Below are 26223 nucleotides of genomic sequence, written 5' to 3'. Positions count from 1 at the left end.
CGAAAAGACAACAGCTTCTTATACTTTCAGCCTGGCATGACAACAAACCGATGGCCCAGAACAGCAAGGTTCGAGACCATGAAGCCATGTCTCTCCCGACAGTAGCCTTGGTGAGCATCCTGCAGGCAGCGAGAAACGAACTCGGTCAGCTCACTGACCCGCCGCGGGCCAGTGTTCCCGTGGCCCAGGACGACTGGGAGCAGTCTCTGTGGGATGCAGGACTCTGTGAAGAAGAGTGGCTTCTTAGTGGCCCAATGGATGCGCTGGCGACCGTTGTTGCGGAGGGGAACGCCAAGGGGGTTCGGCAACGCGCGCTCGATTTGGTGCATGATGTAAAGGCGCGAGAAGAAAACCTGTGGTATTTGGCCGTGCTCAAATCGGGACTCTCGCAGGAAGTACTGCACTTGCGGGAGTGCTTGCATGCTTTTGCGATCCAAGTTCTTGATGATGCTGCTTGTGGATTTCCTGATGGCCTGCGGCATGCGGATGAGCTGCGGGCCAAGGTGGACTCGATCACAAGCGCTACGCCGAGTTTGCCGAGTGAAACGTGCAGTCAGATCTTTGGCGTGACGCGCGATGAGATCTGTGATCAACGAGGGATCTTCCTGCCGTCGCGCCTTCTGGCGAACTACCGTGGGCGCTATGACGTGCTCTATAAACGCCTATCTTCTGTGCTTTCTGAGCTAGCGAAGAGGCCACTGACACTCGAAGGTGCAGTCGATCTCGCTTGGGCCTATACGCAAAGCGGAAGGCCTCTGTTGGTGCTGCGCTCGGCGTTCTTTGTTTCCAGGACCGTAAGGAGCAGATTTTCTTCAGACCCGATTTTCGCGGAGCCAATTAGGCGTCTGAGGGCGCGGACCGACCGAAGCGCGGCTAACCATCAGGGGATAGTTCAAGCCCAGCAGAACCTCAGGAATGCAGCAAGTGCTCAGCAGCGTGCCTTCTGCGTGCTCGATGTCTATCGCAGGGTGGTTGAGGGCCAGCTCCGACCTTGTGCGTGGACGGTCCTTGAGCTGCGAGGGCGATCTGGAAGGCTGCCCGAGATTGCCTCCTTGCGCGACCAGCTAGTTGCTGATGGGCACCGAGTCCTTCAGGACGCGGCATGGGCGATCCTGCCAGCTGCCAGAAACGGGGCCGCTCACGAAGACTTCGAATGGGATGAAGACCGCGAGCTGATTTGTGTCGGCGAGGACACGATTGCAGTAGAGGATCTTGCTGATGGGATCGAGCGGGCGTATGCATTCATGGTGGGGTTCGACTGCGCATTGATGGCGCTTCGGGCCGAGATACCAGAACTGGTGCTCTTCCTTGACGGGAATGATCCGCCGCAGGGCGTTCGTGCGCTGCGTGAGAGGGATGCTCTCAACGCCTTCGGGAGTAATGGGCTCTCGGTCCACGATTGGCGCCATGAGCGCGGTCGCCTCGAAGTGGTGTTGGATCACTGGGGGCCGGACTCCTTCTATCCTGGTCTTCAGGCGGCAATGTGGACTTCCCGTTTTCTGGAGAATCTGAAAGAAGTCGCTGTGAGTACTCGGGGCTCTGAATCAGTTCCGATCGTGGTAAGCCGCCCGGCGCTGGATGCTGCGTTCGCTGTCTGGGAGGAAGCGCGTCCTCTCTTCTCGGTAATGCCTGCCTTCGTCTTCATGCCAGCGGAGTACTCGGTGAGGGTCGCGAGGGGGCACCATGACGTTGCATTTGGTGTGGTGCTCCGCAGGGCGATTCAAAACACACTAGTTATGTGCTCCTCATTTGAAGAGAGCGGGAAAGCCGACGTCCTGGTGCGCCGTCTTGCGCTGGTGCTAGTTGCCATCCGGCAAACAAAGGCCTTAAGTGGAGATGGTCAATGCGTGCGAGTGAATGATGTTGAATCGCTCATTTATCGCTTGACGGAACAGCTTGCAAAGCCTAAGCGAGAAAGGGTGCCGTCAGTTGGTCGCTACCTGCTTCAGAAACTGGCGAACGTGCATGACCGCTTGCCAGGTGCGTCGCCAATCCCTGGGCTCTTCGCCGACTCTGGAACTTAACCTCGATCTTGCGTGAGGGTCTGTGGGCGGAGTCGGTGGCCCCTTTCGCCTTCCAGGGCGGGTGGTGGACAGGCCGGTGGCCCGGCCGTCGCGTTCGGGTGGGCGCCGGGTTCCACTGTCCGGGGTGAGGTGGCGCTGCTGTCGGGACGGGAGGGCGAAAGGGCTGAGCACTGTATGCCGGTGGAGGTGCCGGAGAAGTGGCAGGGGCTGCCGCTGCTGTCCGAGGGCCTGTTGTTCCCGGACGACGCCGGGTTGGAAAGACCGGAACTTTGCGCTCCACCGTGATCACATGGCTGGTGTCCCGCACGGTCTGCCCGGTCTGCGTTGCGCATGACGGTGACGGGCCATCCATCATTGACCGGCCGGTGGCGATGCTCGGCCGTGGTGAGTGGCGTGAAGACCGCGGCGAGCAGTCTGAATGTCTCTACAGAAACCGACCTTTATGCGCAAATATGGATAATTTCAACTTGTCGCGCAGTAGGATTTGAGGCAGATCGGCTGCGGTGTCAGTGGCAGTCCCTATCCTGTTACCAATCGTGCACGAACTGTGAAGGCAGGGGTGGGCCGTGGACGGGAATGATGAGCAGTCCGGCGGCAGTGCTGGCCCTGCGCGCATGCTGCCCGTCGCCTCTTATGAGTGGTGGCAGGCACACTTCGCCCGGCAGTACTTCGGACCCGAGCAGGTCGGCAGGCCAGTCCTGTTCTTCGTCGACTCCTACGAGTTGGAGAGCAGTGATGTTGAGCAGGCCCGGCCTGCGCTGCTGGGCGACGCCGTCTCTGCGCTGCTGAACTGGCGGGGCAACCCGTACGAGCCGGTCGCTCTGCGCACGGAGCTCTGGAGGCATGGATCTCGCGAGGAACCCCCACCCTGCCTCCCTCTTCTGGCGGCCACGGTGTATGCGGCGGTCCAGATGCGGGCTCAACGGGGTGCCGGAGCGCCGGCGTACTACGACCGGCTCGCTGAGATGCTCAGGCCCGCCGTACCTGTGGACCACCACGTCAAGCCCCTCAAGGATCATCGGGGGACCGTCAAGCTCCTTTGGCACGATCTTGATGATTGGCTGACTGCCCAGGGTGGTGAACGGGGGGTCAGCACACTACGGCGAGTGGCGAAGACCTCCTTTATCGGCTACGCAAAGTCACAGGCCATCGTCCGCATGACGGATCGACCGGCCCTGGCTGACTTTCTGCACTCCATTCCCGATGCCGCTCACGTTCCCGGTTTCCAGCTGCTGGATCACCTCAGACGCTGGAGTACGAACAAGCGGGGGCTTTCCCGGCGTTTCAGAGAGGCATTGGAGAACCGGGCGGATGACGAGGTTCTCGAGCCGCTCCTGGAGAAACTAGCTGCCGAGGGCATCCCCGACGTTGTGACGGAGTCCGGGCTTCGAGAGATCCAGCTGCTGGTCCGCGCACGCGATGACTTCGTCGATGGGTGGCTGCTGAGCTGGTACGCGCCGAGCGCTCCTGACGTCCCGCATGACACGCTCAGGCATTCGGCCGGCAGCATTACCGTCGACATCGCCGAGCCTGATGCCGAGCGCTACACGCTGTCTGGCAGCCTGCCCCCGATCGAGCACGCGCTGCCGGGCGGCTTCTCAGCCGCAAGCGCGACTGCGGAAGTTCGCTTGCTGCCTCGGAACCTCGTGATCCTTGGTGAGCACGAAGAGGCGGGAGGGTTGGTGGAGGTCTCCTCCGTAGCTGTAGGGGAGCCGTATCGCCTTCTGTTCGATGCCGCAGGGGAAGCGGCAGCCCGGCGCTTCTTTGCGGAGGCGGGAGAGCGGTGGTACCGGCCGGACGAGACATCCGTCCCCGGCTGGTGCTTGACGGATGAGGTTGAATTCACTGAAGAGCAGCATCTCAGCAATGCGTTGGCCGCAGCTGGAACGAGTGGTGTGCACACGCGGGCCGGTCGGCGGGCGCGGCTCGTGGGCGGTCTCCGAGCCAAGATCTCGGGATCTAGTGCGCACCATTGTTACCTCGTAGGCGGCGAGCCTGACGTCGTGCTCTCCGGCGATAGCAGTGGGGAGGCCCTTCTTCACCCCAGCCTGGGAGACAGCCCTGTGCGTCTCAGCGCCCCGGGATATGTACCGCTACGCGGACGGGACTTGCGAGCAGGGAACTATCGCCTGGAGTACTGCGGGCAGTCCGTCAACTTCTCGCTCCACGAACTGCACGGACATCTATCCGGCACCAGGCACGTGGCGGCTCGCCACCCTGTGGCGGACGGCCGTCGCATCGCCGTACCCGTCAACGGGGACGTCCGATTTCTGACAGCGCAGGGCAAGTTCGAGTTCCCCCACCGTCCTGCGCAACCATGCTGGTGGACTGCAAGGGGCACAGGGCTCGATAAGTCAGCCCAGTGCTATGTCGACCTCCCTGAGGAGGCGGTATGGCTGGTCATCACCCCCGAAACGGGAGAGACGACTATTTCGCTTCTCCAAGAGCGGGAGCCCGCAATAGGCGTGCTCAGCGACGCCGCCCGGCATTACTGGGCGCGCCTCGTTCTTGTCGGGCCCCGCAACGGCCAGCACAGGCGACTGTGGACTCGATACTGCACAAGCGTCCTCGCCCATGCAGCCCAGACAGGATTCCACCGTGTTCGACCCTGACCTCATTGTTGCGTGGATGGCGGAGCACCAGTCCGGGAACCTTTCGCGCCTTGTCAAGAACGTAGAGTGGGCTGCATCCCGGGACCGAAAAGCCGCCCGGAGCTGGGTTGCCCAGCTCCAGCGACTCGGGATCGCAGACATCGACTGGCAGGCCGACAGATGGAAATCGCGGTCGTGTGTCCTTACCCCGCTTCCCGGCAATCTCGAAACGACCCTTCTCAGCGGCGCCCGCCCGGTGATCGCCGAGGAGTACATCAGCCGTGGCGCTGTCGTGCACCGCGAGCCCTCACCGGACTGGCAGGTCCCCTACCCCTCCACCGTGTGGTGGCATCTCGGTAGACCGGGCGAGCGCGACGAACTCGCTGAGTCCCTGGGTATTCGGTCCGAAACCTGCGCCGCCGACCGGATTGCCCATGCTTTGCCTCGACTGAAGCCCGGCCCGCCTACTTCGCCGCCGACCGGCCGAGAGGCCGACTGGTTCAACCCGGCCAGCCTCTCCTTCGAGCGGATCGAGGTGGGAGCTCGACCGCGGAATGGCCTCTACAAGGGCCTTATCGACGGCAACCGGACCCGCTACGCCATCTTCGACGGACACGACTGGTACAGGAGTGATCGCTGGGAAGGCGCCTACTTTGTGCTGTCGCCCAATAGCCACCCGCTCGTCTGGCGGTCCGAGTCGCGCTACAGGACCAGCAGTTCTCTCGGCACTCTTGTCGTTGGCCGCCGGATGCACCTGCCTGCCGCTCATGCCGAAGCCGCAATCCTGTGCACCGGCCTCCCACCGCGCCTCACTGGGCAGACCACGGAATACGACGGTGTTCCCTTCCGAATCGCCGAAAAGATAGCCCGTTCCCTTCGCCGCAAGCTGGAGACCACGTGACCACGCCTGCCGGACTTGATGCCTTCAGAGCCGTGGACGCTCTGCGGGACGCCTACCTGCGCTATTACGACACGGCCTTCCGGCTGCGTGACGACCGCCTCCAAGCAGAACGGCGCGCCCTGCTTGAGCAGGCCGGAAGCATCTCTGCCGAGCCCTACGTCGAACTGCGGCCGCGGTACCAGCAGGTCGACCGCGATCTTCAGGCGTCCATGAAGGACGCTGACCCAACAGGAGAACTCAGCGCTTTCGCCGCATGCGGCCTCTTCGACAGACCCGAGATGAAGCTGTACACACACCAGGAGCGCATGCTTACCGGCACCGCCGCTCCCGGGAAGAACGCGGTAGTCACCGCCGGAACGGGATCCGGCAAGACCGAGGCGTTCATGCTGCCGATCATTGCGGATCTCATCCGGGAATCTCGGTCCTGGACTGGCGGCCCGGCACCCTTTGACCCCTGGTGGCAGAAGTCATCCACGCCCTTCCGCAGCCAGCGCGAAGGAGAGAGTGGGCACCGGCCCAAAGCAGTCCGTGCGATGGTCCTCTATCCCATGAACGCCCTGGTCGATGACCAACTTGTGCGTCTGCGCCGGACCCTTGACAGCGCAGCTGCCCGGGCCTGGCTGCGGCACAACCGCCAAGGCCACCGCTTCTACTTCGGCCGCTTCACCGGGGCTACGCCCGTCACCGGTGTCCGGCCGGACGCAACCCCGGGAAGGGCGAACCGTTCCAACGGCTCGCTCGAAGAGCTGCGGAAGCATCTGAACGCCACGGAAACCCGGCATGCAAAGGCGGTGGAGGTCGACCGGGCGAAGATGGACCAGCAGGGGCGGCAGTACTTCGTCCCTAGCCTGGACGGCGCTGAGATGCGCTCTCGGTGGGACATGTACGACGCCCCGCCGGACATCCTCATCACAAACTACTCAATGCTGAACGTCATGCTGCAGCGGAGCCGAGACCGCGGCTTCTTCGACAGCACCGCCGAATGGCTCCATACGACTCCCGATGCTCGCTTCACGCTCGTCGTCGACGAACTGCACATGTACCGCGGCACTGCCGGCACCGAAGTCGCCTACCTCATCAGGAACCTTAAACAACGCCTTGGTCTCGCAGGCCACTCTGAGAAACTGCGCGTCCTCGCCGCGTCTGCCTCACTCGACGAGAAGCGGGCCGAGGACCGCCAGTTCCTCCAGGAGTTCTTTGCCATTGGCAAGGAGACCTTCGAGTTCATTCCAGGCCTGCCCGCTCCCCGCCCAGTGGGCCCCCCGGCTATCCAGTCTGCTGCTCAGGCACTGGCAGAAGCCGCAGAGCAGGACCTGACCTCTGAGCAAGCTGCCGAACTCCTGAAGCAGACAGGGGCTGACGCCGCGGTCTTCAAGGCGCTGGGAGGAGACGGAACTGCCGTTGCTCCACCCGCAATCCCTGCCACGGAGCTGGCCGCGAAGCTCTTCCCGGAGAGCAGCCCTCGGGGGGCACTGACCGCGCTGCGTGGCGCCGCGACAGCTATCCGCACCGCCACCGCAGACGAAAAGCACACACGGCCGCAACTACGGATCCATCTGTTTTTCCGCAACGTTGCCGGCATCTGGGCCTGCACGGACCCGGACTGCACGGCAGTGTCCGCAGAGTACGCTTCGCCGGAGCGGCGCATCGGTCGTCTGTACACCGTGCCCCGCAGCACATGCGATTGCGGAGCACGGGTTCTGGAACTCGTCTACTGCCTCTCCTGCGGCGAAGCAATGCTGGGCGGCTACGCCCCGCGCAACGCCTTTGGCCGGACAAATTTCTCCTCTTTCCTGCTCCCTGACAGCCCTGATCTGAGCCGCGTTCCCGACGCATCCAGGAGCGACCGTACAGCGGACAACTATGTCGTTTACTGGCCGACGGATCAGATCCAGCGCGCCGACGACGACGGCAAGTGGACGGCAGACGGCGGGAAGGTCACCTTCGCCTTCCGGCGCAGCCGCCTGGAACCGGGCTCTGGGCGGCTTGAGAACGACGGCGAGGACTGGACGGGCTGGAGCTTCCACGTCAGGAGCCAGCGAAGCAGGGACAGCAGCGGACAACCCAAGGCCGACACCGGCCGGATCCCCGCGTTCCCCACAAGGTGCCCGTGCTGCGGCGCAGACTGGGAACGCACATGGAACCCCGCCACGAAAGCGACGCTGCCTCCGCTAGACCCAGCCCGGTTTGTGTCCCCAATTCGCGGGATGAGAACCGGTTTCGAGAAGGTCAACCAGCTGCTCGCCGACGAGCTGGCCGAGCAGTTCCGCGAACGACGTGATCGGAAACTGCTGATCTTCACGGACAGCCGCCGGGACGCGGCCAAACTGGCGCCGGGCATTGCCCTCCGCCACTACCAAGACCTCGTACGCCTCGTCACTCTCGATGAGCTGAGCAAACTCGAAGCCTCGACCGCGGGTATCGCAGCAGTCCGTGCTCTGGCCGACGGCGACAAGTCCGACGAGGTCAAGGAGGCCGTGGCACAACTCGAAGAGGTCATGCCCGATGTGGTAAGAGATCTTCTCTTCGCCGTGATGCGCGGCGATGAGGAAGCTGTCCTGAGAGCGGAAGCCCAGCTCGCCACCGCGCCGTCGCTGCGGGACCTCGTACGCAGCAGAGTGCACCCGAGGCTTCTCCGACTGGGCGTGAATCCTGCAGGCACGATGCGTTCCGCCCAAGGGCATAATGGCACTGACTGGTACTCCATCTACGACTGGACGGACGACCAGCCCAAGCTCCGCGACTATGCGAGTGCAGCCGACAAAGCAGCTGCATTCAGCACGGAGGGCGGGCTGCTCGAGAACGCGCTCGAATCGCTGTTCTCCGGCGGAGGGCGCGATGTTGAGTCCATTGGGCTCGGCTACATCTCCATCCTTCAAACGGCGCCAGACTCGACGTCACTTGGCCAGGCGAGCCTCCGGCTCCTGGCCGGCATGCGACGCTTCAACGGCATGGACCGGGACCCGCGCACCAAAGCCCCCAGCAAGCTTCGGACCTACTGGAAAGCAGTCGCCCTCCATCGTGGCCCTGAATGGGACGAGGACAGCGTCCAGCGGGAAGCGGAGAAGGCATGGGGCAACTCCGTACGGGAATACCTCATCGACCCGGCCAAGGTCTGTATCCGCCAGCCAGGCCCCACCATGAGAGTCTGCTCGACATGTGGTTGCCGGCACCTCACCGACGCCGCTGACGTCTGCATCCGCTGTCATGCGACGCTCCCCGTGGATTCAGCCCCTGTCGAACGAGCGTGGGAGGATGACTACTACGCGTGGAAGGCACACAGCCGACGCGGTGAATTCCCCATGAACAGCGCGGAACTCACCGGTCAGACTGGCCGCACCGAAGCACAGGCCCGACAGGCCCGTTTCCAGGGCGTCTTTCTTCAAGAAGAAATCGAGAAGGTACACGAACTTGACCTTCTCTCCGTCACGACCACGATGGAGGCGGGCGTCGATATCGGCCCGCTGTCCGCAGTTGTGATGGCGAACATGCCGCCAAGCCGGTTCAACTATCAGCAACGCGTCGGTCGCGCTGGCCGCCGCTCCAGCCCGGTGGCTGTTGCGCTGACTGTCTGCCGCGGCCGCAGTCACGACGAGCACTACTTCGCCAACCCGGACGCGATCACCAACGAACCGACCCAGCCGCCGTACCTCACCCTGGGCCGCAAGGAGATCTTCCAACGTGCCCTGACTGCCGAGGTACTGCGCCTCGCCTATGTAGCGCTTCCCGACATCGGCGGAACAAGCAATCCCCACGGGGAGTTCGGGCTCGCCGACTCCTGGCCTGCTGCCGAGCCGCACGTCCGCGACTGGCTGGCCAAATACCCTAACGAGATCGCCTCGGCCGCGCGAGCCCTGACTGCGTTCACCCCCTTCGAGCACGACTCGAGCCCCGACGATGCGTGGGCAGATCACGTCATCAAGGCGATCACGAATATCGCAGCCCAGCCTGTTGGTGCTCAGGAGCTCAGCGAGCGCCTGGCCCACGCTGGCGTCCTTCCGATGTTCGGCTTCCCCACGAGAGTGCGCCAGCTCTACCTGGAACGGCCCAAGAGTTCCTACCCCTGGCCGCCGGACATGACGACCGACCGGGATATCGCCATCGCAGTCTCCGAATTCTCCCCCGGCGCCGAGTCCATCCGGGACGGCGAGGTGTACGTCGCAGTTGGCGTCACGGAGTTCGAGGCAAAACTGTCCCGCGAGCCCAGGTATATCGACGAACCCCTCGAAAACCATCAGACAGTCGGCCTGTGCCAGACCTGCAACTCCGTCGACACCACTCCCACGGGGGATAGGGCCGTTTGCAAAGTCTGCGGATCCAGCGAGTACACCGTCGTCGACCTTCGGGAGCCAGCCGGGTTCCGGGCCCGGTACGACCGGGACTTCGACGGGAACTTCACGTGGTCACCGAGGACCGTGACCTCACGAGCGTCGGTCAATCTCCCCGACTTGGCGAGGAACTCCTGGCACAAGGCAGACGTCTATGCAGGTCCTGCGACGCGCTACGTGATTAACGACAACGGCGGCAAGCTTTTTTCGTTCCGCCGCGCCGTCGGGAACTGGGGCGGATACATCGCCACCACGAGCGTCGATCAGACGAAGGGCCTCGGAGCCCACGGCGATCCCTTCGATGTAGCACTCAGCGCACGACTCCAGACAGACTTCCTGTTCATCGGTCCCCAGGCAACCACCGACGCCGAACGCGGCCTTCGGCTCAACTTCTCCCAGGAACCGAATCCGCTGTACGCGCAGGAACTGAGCGAGGGCCGCCGGGCTGCCTGGTATTCCCTCGCCTTCCTGCTCCGCGCAGCGGCGGCACTGCATCTCGATATGGCTCGGCAGGAGCTGGTCGCCGGCGTGCACACGGGCCCTCACCCGGATGGCCACGCTATGTACGCCTTCCTTGCTGACTCCCTAGAGAACGGGGCCGGCTTCAGCACACACCTGGGCACGTCGCCGGGTCTTGCCCCCTTCATGGACGACGTCACCGAACTGATCACGGAGCTTCGGCAACCCGGACATGCAGGCATCTGCAAGACCTCCTGCCCCCGGTGTCTGCGCGACTACTCCAACATGGCAGTTCACCCCCTGCTGGACTGGAGGCTGGCCGCGGACCTGCTCGAGGTCCTGCGTGGTAGCAACATCCCGGACGACGCGCAACGCGGCGCCCGGTCGCTCTCCGCACTCCAGTCGCTCTTCGGAGGAGAAGTGCTATTGCAGGGACCGACTTCGACGCTCCAACTGACCTACCGCAGGGAGCCGTGGGTGGTCATTGTTAAGCATCCGCTCGAGGCATGCGAGGGGAGGCTAGTCAGCCCTCGGCTCGACACGGCGCTGAACGCCGCGCGAGCGCACACCCAGAACGCTTCACGGGTCCTTGTCGCCGACTGGTTCACCCTGGAGAAAAGCCCTGTCCGCATCCTGGAATGCCTTGAGGCTGCACGACGGCGGTGACGGGTGTCGGCCGCGGGTCTGCGGATCCTGTGCCCTTTAAAGAGCGTTTTGTCCCGGCGAGGTTGTTTGGTTCGAGGTTCAGGTGTGGCGCCAGTTCGGGGTGGATTCGCGGGTGAGCCGACGGCTTATGAGGTCGATCATTGCGATGTGGATTATGGCTTCGGAGCGGTGCGGGTGCCTCTCGTAGTCGCGGGCGAGGCGGCGGTGGTGCATGAGCCAGCCGAGGGTGCGCTCGACCACCCAACGCCGGGGGATCACTTTGAACCCTTTGGTGCCGGGATCGCGTTGGACGACCTGGACATCGATGCCGAGACGGGCGCCGTGGTCGATGGCTTTGGTGCGATAGCCGGTGTCGGCCCACGCCTTGGTCACGCGGGGGCTTGTGGTGGCGATCTGCGAGAGCAGGTGGATGCCGCCGGTGTTGTCGGAGACGCTGGCGGCGGTCACCCAGACGGCCAGCAGCAGGCCGAGGGTGTCGACACCGAGGTGGCGCTTGCGGCCTGCGATTTTCTTGCCCGCATCGATGCCTTGGCCGGCCGCGGGGACGTTGGCGGAGGTCTTGATGCTCTGCGCGTCCAGCACGCAGGCGCTTGGCTCGGCATCCCGGTTTTCGGCCTCGCGCACCAGGCGCCGCAGGAGGCCGTTGAGTTGGTCGAAGATGCCCTCCTTCTGCCAGGCGGCGAAGTAGCCGTAGACCGTCTCCCACGGTGCGAAGTCGTGCGGCAGGTACCGCCAGGGAATCCCGGTGCGGTCGACGTAGAGGATGGCGTCCATGATGCGGCGCAGATCGTGCTCGGGCGGGCGGCCGATGTCCAGGCCCTTGCCTCTGCGCTCGGCCCGCCAGGCGGTGAGTGCGGGACCGATCAACTCCCAGCGGGCATCGGAGAGATCGCTGGGATAGGGGCGGTGTGGCGGCATGTTTCGTTAGTACCGTCGGACATGGCTTGTCCCCAGGGCGCAAACGGCGGTAATCGGGGGCGCCTTGGGATCAGACAGGAGCGACTCGACCTAAACGGGCAGAGATGCGGCGTCTGCTGTCACACAGCCCGCCTTGAGCACGCTCGCCTCACCGGTCTCATATCCACTCGCCGCCCGAAGCGCCACCAAACAACCTCGCCGGGACAAAACGCTCTTTTAGACCTGACACCACGCAGCACACGCGCACGCCCGCAGGACGCTCACCGCACGACGGTGCTCCGCTTGAACGTCACATGCGCGGGCGGGCTGTGACTCGGCCGCCTCAGCGGGGGCGGAGTGTCGGTGTGTCGGGGAGGTCGTACGAGGGGTGTCACGGGGCTGACCAGGGCGCGAGAGTCAGAACTACCGACCCCTTCTGCACCCCACTTGGAAATCGCCTTCTGTTCGGTGCACAGCGTGCACCGAAGGGCTAGTTTTGGGCTGGGTACCGGCCGATCACTCCACTGGTGTCAGTGGGGAATCCGGTAGGTGCGAGACTCTTGGTTCGGAGTGATCGTCCACGACCACGGACGCCACTCAGCACGATGGCTCATCCCCAGAAGGAGCGGCATGCCCCCCAGCGGCCAGAAGCGACCGCAGTTCACGACGCCACTGACCTCGATCGAGATCTGTGCAGGGGCCGGCGGACAGGCTGTGGGGCTGCACAATGCCGGATTTGACCACTTGGCACTTGTCGAGTGGGACCAGCATGCGGTCAGTACTCTGCGTGCAAACGTCGGGCGCTGGCCCGGGTGGACACCGCAAAAAGCCCAGGCCCTCACCCCCATGGATGTCAAGGAATTTCTCACATCAGACACATGCAAGGCTCTTAAATCCCAAGGCGACACCATCGACCTCCTCGCAGGCGGCGTCCCTTGCCCTCCTTTCTCTTTGGCCGGAAAAAGACTGGGCGAAGATGACGAGCGCGACCTATTTCCAGCAGCTCTGGCCATCATTGAAGAACTTAGCCCTAAAGCGGTCATGATTGAAAATGTCCGGGGAATGCTTGAGCCGCCGGAAGTCTTCCTCGAATATCGAGCCAAGATCCTCGATCGATTGCGCCGCGCTGGCTACACAGTTCCTAACGTTGACACTTCACTTTCTCCATCAGCTCAGGATCTTGAGATGCGAAGAGTGTGGCGTCGACTCGACGCGAAAGATTTCGGCGTCCCCCAGCTGCGCCCCAGAGCTATCCTGGTCGCGATCCGTGAAGACCTCTCAAAGCCGGGCGTCAATGAATTCTGCTGGCCGCTGGGCCTCAAGGGCGACGAAGCTAATGTCGCCGAAAGCCTCAGAAGGACCATGCGGGAACGGTGCCTTCCGTACTGGGACAAGAACGAGTCGGGTAAGCCAGCCAAGCCCGGGGAGCGGACCGGAGAGGACGTCTACAACGACTGGCTCGACGCCGCTCGGAAGTCCGCGGCCGCCGGCCGTGGTGTAGCCCCCACACTGGTGGGCGGGTCCAGGAAGCACGGCGGCGCCGATCTTGGACCCACGCGAGCGAAGAGAGCCTGGGCGGCCATGGGCGTTGATGCCATGGGGGTGGCCAACGACCCGAAGGAATGCGACCCGGCACGAGACTTGTTCAGGGAGAACGGCCCTATGCTCACCGTCGAGCAAGCCGCCATAATCCAGGGCTTTCCGCGAAATTGGCGGTTCAAGGGAAAAAAGACAGCACAGTACCGGCAGGTGGGAAATGCGTTCCCTCCACCGGTCGCTGAAGCCGTCGGCCGGGCAATCGCGGCAGTTCTGCGACCGGAGCACCGGGAAGAGCTTCTCGGCAACTACGACGTCGACTCCTCGGGCACAGCTGCCCTGGATGAAATTCCACACCAAATGGAATTCTCGATTTCAGCGGAAACTACTCCCGCTCCTGCGTGCGAGGACCGTCGCGGCAATCTTGTCGGCACAAGCCTCTGACTGCTCGTGCTCCCAGAAGCGGAGCACGAGCCATCCCGCATCGCTGAGCCTCTGATCCGTGTCCCGGTCCCGCTTCACATTACGCAGCACCTTCTCGGACCAGTAGCCGGAGTTTGTTCTAGGCGGCACATAGTGTTCAGGGCACCCATGCCAATAGCAGCCGTCAATAAATACGGCCACCTTCGCCGGACGGAATACCAAGTCTGCCGTCCGGCGAAGGTCGGGTATGGGGCGCGCGGACACCCGGTAGCGGAGCCCTTGGGCGTGCACTAGACGCCGGATCAGCCATTCCGGTTTTGTATCGCGACTGCGGATAGCCTGCATGTTGCGGCGGCGTGCGGCGGACGAAGCCCAGGAACCCTCCGGGGCTGCCCAGTCGGCTTCAGAAGACACACCATCAATCGTAGTGCGCTGCGTCCTCCGCACGCAGCCAGCTACCGGTTGCCCCCCAGGTGGCTCAGCAGCGCTTCGATGTCACTCGGCGCAAGACCAGCCGCCACCGACGGCTCCTCCTCCAAGTCGGCAAGCTGCTGGACTGTCGGGTCATCCAGGATCTGGCCCATGAACGCCAGCTTCTGTTCCAGCCGCGCGGCCACGACCTCGTCGATGGAATTGCGTACGGCGAGAACCGTAACCCGCGTCTCGGTGTCCGGCGCGAGCCCGAGGCGATGGATACGGTCCAGGCTCTGCAGAAAGCGGCCGGCCATGAAGTCACGGTCCACGTAGACAGCGTCATGGCAGTGGTGGTGCAGGCTGATCCCCTCGCCAAGGGTCGCCGGGTTGGAGATAAGCACCATGCAGGCCGGATCGTCGCGGAAGCGCCGGATCTGTTCCTCCCTGTCCGGGGTCCCTCCGTAGACCACGGCAGGACTGAACTTCTCCAGCATGCGCTCCAACGTCGTAAGGCTCCGGACGAAAGTCGTCCAGACCAGCGTCTTACGTCCTGCCGCCGCATTCTCGGCGATGATCGTCACGGCTTCCTTGTACTTCGGTGACAGCTCGTAGTCAGGAAGGTTCTGCATCATTGAGTACAGCGAACCACCCCGGGGGATCTCCAACGGAGGCAACTGGTAAGCCAGCGGCTCGTATTTGGTGGCTCCTTCCAGAAGCAGAGCCGGACTCGTCGCGGCCATGAGAAGCCGCAGAGCCGTCTTGCCGAGCGCGCTGAGATCTTCCCTGGCCGCCCCGTTGCTCATACCGCTGACCAGGGAACTGTAGATCTCATCGTGCAGAGGCGGCATGTCGACGTAACGGATGCCCAGATCAACAGGAGGCAGACCGAGTTCCTGCTTAGTGGTCCGTGTGAACAACGGCCGCAGAACCGTACTTGCTTGCCGAAGGTCTCCCCCGGCCACAGCGCGCACGACGGTCCGCTGTCCGTGCCCCGGCCACACGAAACCCAGAAGGTTTTCAAGGTCCTTGGCACCGTTTGGAGCCGGCGTACCCGTGAGGATCAGGCGCCGGTCTGCATGGGGCCCGAGGGCCATGCACGCGGCACCGTAAGTGCCCCGGGATCCAAGCTTCATCCGGTGCGCCTCGTCAAGAATGATCATGGACGGCTGAGCTGCCAGCCAGGCGGTCAGCATCGACAGTGAGCGGTCCAGCCGTTCGTAGTTGACGACGAGCACCTCCGCCCATTGGTCCAGCGACCCGTCCAGGACGTTGACGCGCAGCGCGTGCGTCAGGCATTCCGACGTCTCGAAACGCCATGAGTCGTAAGCCGACTTCGGGCAGACGACCAGGAGGCGACGCGCGTGCCCGGCGACCTTCTGGGCCGCGTACACAGCGAGCGCGACGCGCGTCTTGCCGGCCCCGGGCACGCTGAAGTTGGCGCCGTGCTGGAGGGACAACAGCTTCGCGATGTCCCTGCGCTGGAAGGCACTCAGCTCACCTTTCCAGTTGTCACCGAGCAGACTCAGGACATCGTCGGGGCCGACCTCGCCGACGGTACCCGTGCCCGCCAGCCTGGTTTCTACGGTCCGCGCGTCCTGGAGGACGCCGGTCGCCAGCTTCCTGAGGGCAGAAGACCACTCCACGCCGTTTGGATCAGGCCAGTCTCCAAGGACTTGCAGGTTGGCCAGAAAGTCATCAAGAGCAACTGATGCGCTGAGCAGGCCAAGCTGGCCGCCCGTCCGGAAACGGGCAGCCAACTGGACCAGGTCCGGCTGGTGGCGCTCAGTGGTCCGGAGCACGACGCGCGTGTGCGTCTCGTCGAACCCCAGGTGCAGGGACGTTTCGCTCGGTGCGTTCGTCACTGTCGGCCCTCCGTGGCGACAGCGTCCATCAGCCAGGCCACGCCATCGCCTGGATCCTGCAGACCGCGGCCGGCCTGCTTGGCGAGCTTCAGCAGGCTGCCACGGAGCTTGATCACCGCGTCATCGAAAGCTTCTTCGTCGAGGCTGCGCGACGTGCGGGCCTGCACCAGGTCGCTCACGCACTGGTCGATGCTGGCGCATGCCTCCGCGAGCCGGGCGGGCGCGAGCTGCTTGCGCTTGCGCAGCCGGGCACTGCGGCCAGCGGCCTCGATGGCATCGTCGAAGGTCTTCTTCGTGTCGTCCAGAACGCTCTGGGCCTGCTCCTTCGCCTCGTTACCGAGGTCAGGGCCCTCGCTCCTACTGCGTACGACAGCGGCGGCACGCAGCAGGCGGTCGTTGAGTGCCTTTATGTCAGCCACGGCGGAGGAAACGGCTGGGACCTCTACTCCGAGCCCCGGGATCATGACTCCCGCCGACTTGGCCTCAGAGCGTTCCTCAAGCGCCGGACCAGCGGAAAGCAGCTTCTGCTCCAGCCCCTCCTTGAGGAAGTCCTCGTTGATGTGCCGCACGTCGGTCTTGGAGAAGTTGAGCAGGATGGCGGCCAGACGCAGTTCCTTGAGGATCTCCGCTTGGTCGTGGTCAAGCGTCTCCAGCTTCACATACAAGCGCTGGAGTTCCTTGAGTCGCTCCTGAGCCCCTTCCCAGTCGACCAGCCGGAGTCCGTCGTCGCCGGCTTCCTGACTGCGCTTGATCAGCTCGCGGATCGTGGCGAGGATCCAGCGTTCCTGGTGGTACGTCCGGACCTGGATCCGGAACTCCTTGGCGATCTGCTCGGGCGTGCGCCCAAGGGCCGCTTGTTCCTCCATGGCGATGATGCGGTTGATGTAGGAGTAGTCGCGTCGGTGATCCCGGCGGAGCTGCAAGGCCAGCTCTACGGCGTTGATGTCCGCCCAGGTGAACGACTCGGGCAGCACACCCACGCGCATCGACTGCTTGCGAAGCAGCTGCAGAGCGGCTGCCCGGGTGTTGCCGTTGACCACGATGCCCTGATGGGTGACCAGCCCGGGGTCGTTCTGGCCGAATTCTTCGAGGCTGTCCTTGAGGGCGTCGAACTCGACATCGCGCAGATTGGTATCGGTCGGCGAGGCCTGGAGCAGGAAACGGAGGTAGTCCTGGCTCTCCGCGCTCCACGGGTTCTGGTCCAGCTCCGCGTCCTTTGCGGCGTCGTGGCTCCGCTGTGCGCGGATTCGGTGCGTGCTGGGGTTGAAGTAGAGCTTGCTGAGGGGCAGATCGATCACGTCGACGTGCACCTTCTGCTCGTTCCACTCGACGGTCACCGTTTCGCGGGTACCGCCTGCCGCCTGCGCCTCCGCGACCTTCTTCTTGATCAGTTCGCTCAGTTCATCCGCCCGCGGCGGAGCCGGAAGTTCTCGCATCATGTCCGTTCCGTCCTGTCTTAGTCGTTCGCGCCGTCGAGCGCGTCCGCCACGGCCTTACGGGAGGGCTCCGGCAGCGTCCGGTACAGCCCCCAAAGCTTGTCCAGCGGACTCAAGGAACGCCGGTCTGCGGCGATCCAGCCAGCAAGTACCCGCTGCTCCATAGGCGACAGAGCCGCAACCTGCTCCAGGACGCGCCGCAGATCAACCTGCCGGCCCGAGCTTCCCGCCCCACACCGCTTGCACTCGGTGATGTACTGATAGGTCGTGTCCCCGCTGGGCTGGATCACCTTGCGGCGGGCCACGTTGAGTACCGCCTGGTCAATTCCATCTTCGTACGCTTCACCAACCGCGATTCCGCACGTGCGGCAGAGGTAACCGTCCTCGTCCAATACCTTCGTGCGCTGGGCGGCCGTGAGGCTCGCCTTGTGCTTCGGCGCCTTCGACTTCCCAGGGATCCACACCTCCGCCCCCTGGGACACGAAGCGCTGCTCCTGCTGACGGAGTGTGGGGTCCTCACGGCTCGGCGAGATCTTCCAGTCATGGTCACGCAGGTCGCGAATACGCCGGTCGATCTGGGCGACGTCCGGGAACGCCTCGCGCAGTTCGGCCTTGGTAAAGATGTTGCCCTCCCCTACTTCCTGCACCAGCCACAGTGCAGCCCGCGCCATGCTTCCGATACCTGTGTCCCGCCAGGACGGCTGCGCCATTTACTCACTCCTGTTGTTGAATCGCACGCTTTTCGGCAAAGGCGCAGTATGCGCGCATGCGTAACTCACGCAGCGGCACAGGCGTCTTGGCCACCCCCCGCTCCACGAGCGGCTGCTCACAGTGTTCCACCGAGAACCGAATATCAGTCCCCATTGGAACACTTGCGCATCAACTAGCAAGAACACAACTCGCCTTGTGTCGTGCACAATTGGTCCGACCTGCGCCGCATGCGCCACGAAGCCGACAAGACCTGCCAGCGGCGGCCCGATTTCAGCTAATTCGCTACACATAGACCGGAATGAAGTGATTGATATGCCACGAGCAAAAGGAAGCCTCACTCCTTACGCCTGGACGGCGAAGAAGGAGTTCGGCAGCGACGTTCCCCCAGGGAAGCGAGCACTTGCCGCCCAACTGCAGAAACTCTGCCGCCTGCTGGCCTTGAACCCCGACGGCAGCGCCCCGACGCAGCAGCAGGCAGCCGACCGGCTACATACCGGAGATACATCCCTGTCCAGATACCTCACTGCCGAGTACCTGCCAGACATAGGCATCGTCAGGGATCTCCACGCGATGGCGAGTGCGGGCGGCGTGGAGGAGGTAGGCATCACGCTTGCTGAGCTGGAGAAGCTGCACTCCGAAGCCGCTGCCGAGCAATGCGACGACTGCGTGAAGTTGCGCTACGAGGTGGTGGAACTGCAACAGCAGACAGTCGAAAGCTCCGTTGAACTCAGTGCCGTCCAGGACGAACTCAACGCAGTCCAGAAGGAAGCCGCAGCCCTACGAGAGGGGGCTGCTGCCTTGAAACGTGAAGTGCAGGAACTGAGGGCTCGGGAGGTGCGCACCCTCAAGACCAGCGCACGGCGCGCCATTCGGGCCGGCCAGCGATCCCGTTTGACTGCGCGGGCTGACGCAGCTCTGCTGCCGGTCCCCCCTCGGAGGGGGGACCGGCAGCAGAGTAATCCGGAGAAGAGGGCCGCACTAACTGTCGCCCGCCAGGCCGAAGCCTTGCAGAACGGCGGCCGGCAAGACGGGGTTCTGGCCCTGCTGCGCCACTCCGCAGAAGTGCTTAGCCCGGCAGAGGCGGCGGCCCTTGTATGTGTCTTGCGGGAGGGTCAACTGGACGAACTTGCAGGAACCTTGATCCACATCTACGGACGGGACAATCCCGATCCTCATGTGATGCGGGCAGCGGCCCAGCTTCACCAACATGGGGCACCTGACGATGCCGCCGCACTCCTGCAAGCGGCTCTGTCGATGCGGCAAGGGGCACCATGAGGCCAAGCGTGCGGGTAGCGCTCAGGCGGCGACAGCCGCCTCGGCCTCGTAGTGCGTCTGGGCCCGGTCCAGTACGTCATCCGGGTCTTGGCCCCGCGCAGCGGTCCAGTGCAGCAAGTCCGCGATGAGCTCGACCGCGGATTCCTCAAGGAGAACCGCCTTACTGCGTCCTTCAACAGCCATGACGGGGTGATCCTCACGGTACCTCTCCAGCGCGCCGCGAGCCCGCTCCGCACGTCGGCACACAGCCGTCGGCTGTGCCGCGATCTCACACCACACGGACTTACCGACAGTCGTCAGGACCGTTCCCCAGTCCATCGCCAGAGCCGCGAGCAAATGGAGGCCACGCCCGCACTCCTCGTCACAGTGAGCCCTCACGGGAGTCGGCAGGGTCCGGCTCTTGTCGTGGACCTCGACGCGCAGCCGTCCATAGCGCCACTCCAGGATCAGCGTCGCCGGGGCGCCCGCTCCCACATGCTTGATGACGTTCGTGACGAGTTCCGTCACCAGCAGCTCCACCTCGTCGGCCGCAGAAGACACGCCCCACTGGCCAAGCTGCGCGACGGTGGCTCTGCGCAGCAGGCGGACTTCCGCCGGCTCCGCCTCAAACGGCAGGACACAGCGGAACCGGGGTTCGTTCGCGTCGTAACCAGTCACGGCTCTCCTCCCTTCAGGCCACGCCGACCAGCGCACTCCGCTAACACACGGATGCAGTGCGTGACTCTCTGCTTGCGAGCATGACATAGAGAAGTCTCGCCGTGTAACTTCTCACGACAATCCTTCGGGTGAATGCGGTAGTGGCCAACAGGCGGGCTGCCTAGCCTGATTGAGCTTCCGGACAGCCCCGGAAACCACGCGTAGGGAGCCGCATGACAAACCGGGCCACGACACGACGACGACAACTCGGCGCTGTCATGCGCAAACTGCGGGCCAGGAAGGGACTGACCCTTGAGGAAGCGGGTCAGCTCGTCGGCGTCTCAAAAGCCACCGTCAGCCGCTACGAGACACAGGCAGGGCCGGTCAAGTGGCTTGTGATCGACGCCCTATGTCGCGAGTACGGCGCAACTGACGAGGAACGCGAAGCGGTCGTCGCGCTGGCGAAGGACGCCAAGCAGCAAGGGTGGTGGCGCTCGTTCGCCGACTTCATCCCAGAGAGCATGAACTTGCTGCTCACGCTGGAGGACGAGGCTGTACGGGAGGACCACTTCGCGTGTGTCTACGTGCCGGGACTTCTCCAGACCAGGGCCTACAGCACGGCACTCCAGCGCGCAAACGAAGTCCCGCTGGCGCCCACCGAGATCGAGCGTCTGGTGGACATCCGCATGAAGCGACAGGAGATCCTCAACCGCCCCAAGCCGCCGAGGCTGTGGGCAATCCTGGACGAGTCAGTGATCCACCGCATCGTCGGGTCACCAGCTGTCATGAGCGAACAGCTGGGTCGACTGCTCGAAGCGAACGAGTCGCCCAACATCACCCTCCAAATTCTGCCCTTCTCCAAGGGAGCGCACGCGGCGGCACTCGGCAGCTTCGTCCTCATCGGCGGCAAACAGCCCACCCTCGATGTCGCCTACGTCGACTTCCACACCGGCTCCCTCTTCCTGGAGCGCGAAGAGGAGCTGGAGCGATACAGACTTGCGTTCGAGTACCTGCGCGCACAAGCGTTGGACATGGAGGCCTCCTCCGCCATGATCCATCAGGCCCGCAAGGAGCTGTGAATGTCCGTTCGCCCTCAGCCCGTCTTCGAGCTCGTCTGGTTCAAGTCGTCGTACAGCGGTGGCAATGCCACCGAGTGCGTGGAGGCGGCCTTCATACCAGGCGGCGTGCTGCTACGGGACTCCAAGCAGCCTGAGGCACCTCATGTGCGGGTGTCAGCCGGGGCTTGGGGAAAGTTCTTGGCCGCTTCGGTGAAGTAGGCCGTAGGAACCGATCACCTGACGAACTCGAACGATATGAAGGGCGACGAAGGGGCCACGGTCGAGGACTACCAGCGCTGTGACCGGTTTTCTAGGGCACTGTTGAGATCCCCTCTCACCCCGCAGATGATGTCCACGAGCGTCGGTGACCCGATGCCCAATGACTGACGGCGGCAGAGCGGGGACACGGAGTGCTGCGGCAGCGTAACGGTGTACTGACGGCTAGTACGTCATGAGGAACCGCCTGCAGCTGTTGCTCCAGGCCATGTTGGTGCTCGTCGCAAGCCTGCTGGGGATCGTCACCAACTACGCCACCAGCGAGAACGAAGCCCCGTGGCTCCTGAACCTGCTCCAGCAGGTTGCCATACCGGCCATCGGCTTGCTGATCGTCACGATGGTGGTGATGCAGATCGTCGTCCTTCGGCTGGAGAATCCTGCTCCTCCACCGACGGACTGGCCCCACGACCGGGTCCCGTACCCCGGGTTGGACGCCTTCGTGGAGGACGAGGCCGCGGTCTTCTTCGGCAGGGAGAACCAGTCCGAGGATCTGACGCGGCGGCTGCACGCACCACAGAGCCGGCCAGCCGACAAGTTTCTCGTGCTCGTCGGGGCTTCGGGGAGCGGGAAATCGTCGCTCGTGAGAGCAGGGGTGCTGCCGCGTCTGCGTGTCCGGCGGTGGTCGATCCTGCCCGCCTTCCCACCAGGCCCCAATCCGCTTGCGGCGTTGGCCTCCGCCATCTCCACGGCGGGTGGGGAGCACGAATCAGCCGGTGCGGTGTTGCGACGCCTGCGGCAGGACCCTGCCTCCCTGCCCGCGGAGCTGTCGCGGCTGCGCGGAAGCAGGTTCCGCCACATGCTCGTCGTAGTCGATCAGTTCGAAGAGATCATTACTCTCGCCGGGGAGCGGGAGCGTGCCCAGTTCCTGGATGCGCTGCACGCCTGCGTGACCCAGGATGCGCGAATCCGGGTGCTCGCCACGCTGCGTGTGGAGTTCCTGGGACAGCTCCTCGGTACGCGTCACGCCGAGCTCTTCCAGCACCCGGTCGCCATCGGCGCGCTGGGCCGGAACCAACTCGCCCAGGTGGTGGAGCGGCCCGGCGCCCTCGTTGGTCTGTCCTTCGCGCCTGGCGTTGTGGAGGCCATCGTCAGCGACGTGGGCACAGACGACGCACTGCCGCTGCTCGCGTATCTGTTGCAGGAGCTGTACTTCGCCTCCGGTTCCGGCGAGACGGTGTCGGAGGAGCTATATCACAGCCTCGGCGGCGTCGCCGGCGCCCTCGCACGTCAGGCTGACGACACCGTGTCGGAGCTCGGCTGCGGAGACGACGGTATCGACTTCGTACTGAAGGTGCTGCTCAGATTCGTCACTGTGCAGAGACAGGAAGTGGCCCGGCGCCGCGTACCCCTCGCCGAGCTGACGGCGCAGGAGCGACGTGTCGTGGACGCCTTCGTCGACGCGCGCCTGCTGATGTCCGACGTACGCGCGGGTCAAGAGCCGTATGTGCAGGTGACGCACGAGGCTCTGTTCCGTCAATGGGCCCCTTTGCGGCAGGAGGTCGACGCACACACCGAGCAGCTGCGTCAGCGCGCGGAACTCGAACGATGGGCAGAGGACTGGGAGCGTTCCGGACGCAGCTCCGACTACCTGCTCACCGGCGAGCGGCTCACCCTGGCCCGGCGATGGCTGCACGCACTGCAAGAGACCGGGCAGGCCTCGGCGACCGCTCAGTCTCTCGTCGAGTCCTCACAGCGACGCGATGTCGCCTTTCTGCGCCGCGTCTCGGACAGCATCGGGCAGTACGCGCTCGGCGCCGCGGAACAGCAGCCGGAGCACTCCCTGTTGCTGACACTGGCAGCGCTGGGCGAATGCACCCCGACCCCGGCTGCCAGACGCGGACTGATGACGGCTCTGGCATCCAGTCACCTGCGCACCCAACTGGACGGGCACACCGACGTAGTCCGGCACATCGCATGGTCGCCGGACGGCAGCCTGCTGGCCACCGCGTCGAGAGACGGTACAGCCCGCGTATACGACGCGAGGTCGGGTCGCTCGCTGCACGTCCTCCCGTCCGGCGGCACGATGGTCGAGGGCGTGGCCTGGTCGTCGGACTCGGCCCAGGTCGCCACCGTGGGCCGTGATCATGTCGTACGAATCTGGGACGCCGCGTCGGGAGAACCGCTGCGGTTGCTCACCGGCGCCACCGACACCGGGCGACAAGTCGCCTGGTCACCCGACGGGCGCTGGATTGCCGCCACTGCACGCGATCAGACGACGCGCGTGTGGGACGCCGAAACCGGGGACCTCGTCCACGAGCTTCGTGGACACCAGGACGACGTGTGGGGCCTCGCATGGGTGCCGGACAGCACACGCCTGGCCTCCGCCTCGCACGACCAGACCGCCCGGGTCTGGGACCTGGCCACCGGCACCTCGGTGACAACCCTGAGCGGCCACACCGATTTCGTGGAGGGCATCGCTTGGTCTCCGGACGGACGCCTCATCGCCACCGGCTCCGGTGACCACACGGTACGGATCTCCGATGCCGAGACCGGTGAACTGCGGCTCCTGGTACGCGGCCACTCCGACTACGTCTGGAACGTCGCATGGTCACCCGACGGGCGGATGCTCGCCTCGGCCTCCTCCGACCGGACCGTACGCATCGTCGACGCACACGACGCGAAGGTGATCGCTGTCCTGCGAGGACACACCGACACTGTCTGGGGCGTGGCGTGGTCCCCGTCGGGCGACCAGATCGCCACCAGTTCCACTGACGGCACTGGACGCGTATGGGACCTGAGGCCGCGTGGTGCCGAGAGCCTGCTCCTTGATGGACACCGCGGGCCCGTGAACCAGGCAGGCTGGTCGCACGACGACACACAGATCGCCACCGCGTCGGACGACGGAACGGTCCGAGTCTGGGACGCCACCACGGGCGCCCCTTCCACGCAAGTGATCGAACAGACGGGCCGCGTATGGAGCACCGCGTGGTCACCGATCGACGACCGCTTGGCCATCAGCACCAACGACGGTCTCTTCCGCATCGTCCGCCCGGGCCAGGAGAGCGAGTTCGACCACCGGGGAGCTGTGGTCGAGTGTGTCAGCTGGTCTCCGGACGGCAACCGCGTCGCCACCGGAGACCACGACGGCACGGTGAGGGTATGGGCGGTCCAAGATCACGTAGAGCTCACTTGCCTGACGGGACATCAGGACTGGATCAGCCGAATTGCCTGGTCCTCCAGCGGGCGCTTCCTGGCCAGTGCCTCAGACGACCGCACATGCCGACTGTGGGACGTGGCCGAATCCCGGCAGCTCACAGTGTTGCGCGGCCACGACAACTACGTCGACGACGTCGCCTGGTCTCCGGACGAGCAGCGCGTCGCCACTTCCTCCGGTGACTGGACAGCGGCTGTCTGGGATACCACAACGGGCCGCCGCATCGAGGTCCTCAAGGGCCACGAGGGCCGTGTCCGCGCTGTCGCCTGGTCGCCGGACGGCCGGACCATCGCCACCGGGTCCGACGACCGCACCGTACGCATCTGGTCGTCAGTCACCCTGGACGAGATCGCCATCGTCGGCGTGCACCAGGACAAGGTGACCTCGGTCGCCTGGTCCCGGGATGGCACACGCCTGCTCACCGCTTCCTCCGACGGCACTGCCCGCGTGTGGCTCGCTGCCCCCGACTTCGACCGCCTGGAAGCCGAAGCGCGTGGCAGGGTCTTCCGCGTGCTCAGCAGCGAGGAGCGGCGACACCACATGCTGCCACTGGACCCGTGATCACAACTGCGGCTCGACCGTCCGGTCATCGGTGTGCGCCAAGTACTCGTCCGGGTCCAGGTTCATCGCCTTCCGCTCCGGCGAAGCCCAGTAGACCGCGTTGCGTTCGGCGAACGTCTCCGGGCCGTCGTACGAGATGAGCCACACGAACTGATTGCGCTCGCGGTCCACCCAGGCACCATCGATGGCGAACCCCAACTGCAGGCGCAGCGGCACGATTTCCGCACGCCACCGCTCCACCCACTCGTCGAGCATTCCCTCCCGGACGGTGTAGGTGCGCAGTTGAGTAGTCCTGGGCATGTGGTCCCTCCCTGGCTCGTAGCTCTCGGACCGCAGGCTATGCGTCGGAGAGTGGCCGGCGACAGGGCGAGATGACTCGCGTCAGGTCCGACTCTGCGGGAGACGAGATCACTGCGGCAACTCCCATAGCAGCACGCCGCCCTCACGGACTCGGCACGGGCTGGCTTGCTCGTCCAGGTCCACGTCGAAGAATCAAGGCGTCGTACATCGGAGCATCGGGAAAGGGCAGCGCTTCTCCGAACCACTCGTATCCCCATGACTCGTACAGCGCCCGGACCTTGGGATGATCCCGCTCGACCAGAAGCGTCACGCGTTCCTCCGGCCGGTCACGTAGCAACTCATCGTGCATGTGTCGGGCGACGCCCGTTCCACGGACCTTCTCGACAACCATGAGTTCCGAGAGAGCGAAGGTGCGGGAGCCGGTCTCCCTGGTGGCTTCAGCTGGGACCGGTGTTTGGAGGCCGTTCCACCAACGCGTCGTCTCCTGGAGCGTGCAGCCATACGCATAACCGATCGGGGTGTCGCCTAGGTAGCCGACGACCGCGGCGAACCCGGGGACCTCGGTGTTCCAGCCGAGCCGTTCGTTGAACCTCTCGATGCTGTGGAAGTCCTCGCTCAACCGGTCCGCGTAGATCTCCGCGTACACGTCCAGGAGTTGCTGTCGGATGTCGTCCAGACCGGCCGCGTCCCTGCGTTCCAGTCGAAGCCCGCCCAT

Annotated in this window: 17 protein-coding genes; 9 read left to right on the top strand and 8 right to left on the bottom strand. The window is 64.4% G+C overall.

Translation table 11 applies throughout. The features are described 5' to 3' along the window. The first annotated feature begins 110 nt into the window (after nucleotides 1-110). From OG828_RS30885 to OG828_RS30870, 4 genes are all read left to right on the top strand, one after another. A complete protein-coding gene (locus OG828_RS30885; protein WP_328502968.1) occupies nucleotides 111-2024 on the top strand; it encodes a hypothetical protein in 1914 nt (637 codons plus the stop codon). A 614-nt stretch (nucleotides 2025-2638) separates the two neighbouring features. Next, the gene (locus tag OG828_RS30880; protein WP_328502967.1) at nucleotides 2639-4636 is read left to right on the top strand and encodes a hypothetical protein; all 1998 of its coding nucleotides are present in this window, start codon (nucleotides 2639-2641) and stop codon (nucleotides 4634-4636) included. After that, nucleotides 4623-5516: a hypothetical protein gene (locus OG828_RS30875; RefSeq protein ID WP_328502966.1), complete on the top strand. Its 894-nt coding sequence runs from the start codon at nucleotides 4623-4625 to the stop codon at nucleotides 5514-5516. Before OG828_RS30880 ends, OG828_RS30875 begins: the two co-directional genes overlap by 14 nt. Continuing rightward, nucleotides 5513-10969 (top strand): DEAD/DEAH box helicase, encoded by a 5457-nt coding sequence (locus OG828_RS30870; RefSeq protein ID WP_328502965.1) that lies wholly within the window; start codon nucleotides 5513-5515, stop codon nucleotides 10967-10969. The genes OG828_RS30875 and OG828_RS30870 overlap by 4 nt, the downstream gene beginning before the upstream one ends. A gap of 78 nt (nucleotides 10970-11047) precedes the next feature. Here the strand turns inward: OG828_RS30870 and OG828_RS30865 are convergent, their stop codons facing one another. After that, the gene (locus tag OG828_RS30865) at nucleotides 11048-11887 is read right to left on the bottom strand and encodes an IS5 family transposase (protein ID WP_328502964.1); all 840 of its coding nucleotides are present in this window, start codon (nucleotides 11885-11887) and stop codon (nucleotides 11048-11050) included. A gap of 609 nt (nucleotides 11888-12496) precedes the next feature. Between OG828_RS30865 and OG828_RS30860 the strand changes: the two genes are divergently transcribed. Then, nucleotides 12497-13846: a DNA cytosine methyltransferase gene (locus OG828_RS30860; protein WP_328502963.1), complete on the top strand. Its 1350-nt coding sequence runs from the start codon at nucleotides 12497-12499 to the stop codon at nucleotides 13844-13846. On the opposite strand, the gene OG828_RS30855 is transcribed toward OG828_RS30860, so the two are convergent. The 4 genes from OG828_RS30855 to OG828_RS30840 are packed head-to-tail and all read right to left on the bottom strand — an operon-like array spanning nucleotide 13778 to nucleotide 18247. Further along, a complete protein-coding gene (locus tag OG828_RS30855) occupies nucleotides 13778-14248 on the bottom strand; it encodes a very short patch repair endonuclease (RefSeq protein ID WP_443062521.1) in 471 nt (156 codons plus the stop codon). The genes OG828_RS30860 and OG828_RS30855 overlap by 69 nt on opposite strands. A gap of 32 nt (nucleotides 14249-14280) precedes the next feature. Next, nucleotides 14281-16101, bottom strand: coding sequence for a DEAD/DEAH box helicase (locus tag OG828_RS30850; protein ID WP_328502961.1), 1821 nt, complete (start codon nucleotides 16099-16101; stop codon nucleotides 14281-14283). After that, nucleotides 16098-17540 carry a hypothetical protein gene (locus OG828_RS30845; RefSeq protein WP_328502960.1) on the bottom strand — a complete coding sequence of 481 codons (1443 nt, stop codon included), beginning with the start codon at nucleotides 17538-17540 and terminating at the stop codon, nucleotides 16098-16100. The genes OG828_RS30850 and OG828_RS30845 overlap by 4 nt, the downstream gene beginning before the upstream one ends. 17 nt (nucleotides 17541-17557) lie before the next feature. Continuing rightward, nucleotides 17558-18247, bottom strand: a complete 690-nt coding sequence (locus tag OG828_RS30840) for a hypothetical protein (RefSeq protein WP_328502959.1) — start codon at nucleotides 18245-18247, stop codon at nucleotides 17558-17560. Between the two features lie 313 nt (nucleotides 18248-18560). Here OG828_RS30840 and OG828_RS30835 point away from each other — a divergent pair, with 313 nt between their 5' ends. Beyond that, complete coding sequence (locus tag OG828_RS30835; RefSeq protein ID WP_328502958.1) at nucleotides 18561-19523, top strand: hypothetical protein; 963 nt, start codon at nucleotides 18561-18563, stop codon at nucleotides 19521-19523. 21 nt (nucleotides 19524-19544) lie between these two features. On the opposite strand, the gene OG828_RS30830 is transcribed toward OG828_RS30835, so the two are convergent. Further along, entirely contained in the window at nucleotides 19545-20180 is a 636-nt protein-coding gene (locus tag OG828_RS30830) for an ATP-binding protein (protein WP_328502957.1), read from the bottom strand. A gap of 212 nt (nucleotides 20181-20392) precedes the next feature. Here OG828_RS30830 and OG828_RS30825 point away from each other — a divergent pair, with 212 nt between their 5' ends. The 3 genes from OG828_RS30825 to OG828_RS30815 all read left to right on the top strand — a co-directional run bounded on the left by OG828_RS30825 (nucleotide 20393) and on the right by OG828_RS30815 (nucleotide 25208). Continuing rightward, nucleotides 20393-21238 carry a helix-turn-helix domain-containing protein gene (locus OG828_RS30825; RefSeq protein WP_328502956.1) on the top strand — a complete coding sequence of 282 codons (846 nt, stop codon included), beginning with the start codon at nucleotides 20393-20395 and terminating at the stop codon, nucleotides 21236-21238. After that, a complete protein-coding gene (locus OG828_RS30820; RefSeq protein WP_328502955.1) occupies nucleotides 21239-21436 on the top strand; it encodes a DUF397 domain-containing protein in 198 nt (65 codons plus the stop codon). It begins immediately after the preceding gene. A 232-nt stretch (nucleotides 21437-21668) separates the two neighbouring features. Then, on the top strand, nucleotides 21669-25208 hold the full coding sequence (locus OG828_RS30815; RefSeq protein WP_328502954.1) for an nSTAND1 domain-containing NTPase: 3540 nt from the start codon (nucleotides 21669-21671) through the stop codon (nucleotides 25206-25208). On the opposite strand, the gene OG828_RS30810 is transcribed toward OG828_RS30815, so the two are convergent. Further along, nucleotides 25209-25508 (bottom strand): NIPSNAP family protein, encoded by a 300-nt coding sequence (locus OG828_RS30810; RefSeq protein ID WP_328502953.1) that lies wholly within the window; start codon nucleotides 25506-25508, stop codon nucleotides 25209-25211. A gap of 142 nt (nucleotides 25509-25650) precedes the next feature. After that, entirely contained in the window at nucleotides 25651-26223 is a 573-nt protein-coding gene (locus tag OG828_RS30805; protein ID WP_328502952.1) for a GNAT family N-acetyltransferase, read from the bottom strand.

Origin of the sequence: Streptomyces sp. NBC_00457 (genome assembly GCF_036014015.1) — a bacterium.
In the GTDB taxonomy this organism is placed as follows: Bacteria; Actinomycetota; Actinomycetes; order Streptomycetales; family Streptomycetaceae; genus Streptomyces.
The sequence above is the reverse complement of the archived record's forward strand: the minus strand, read 5'-3'. Positions and strand labels throughout refer to the sequence as shown.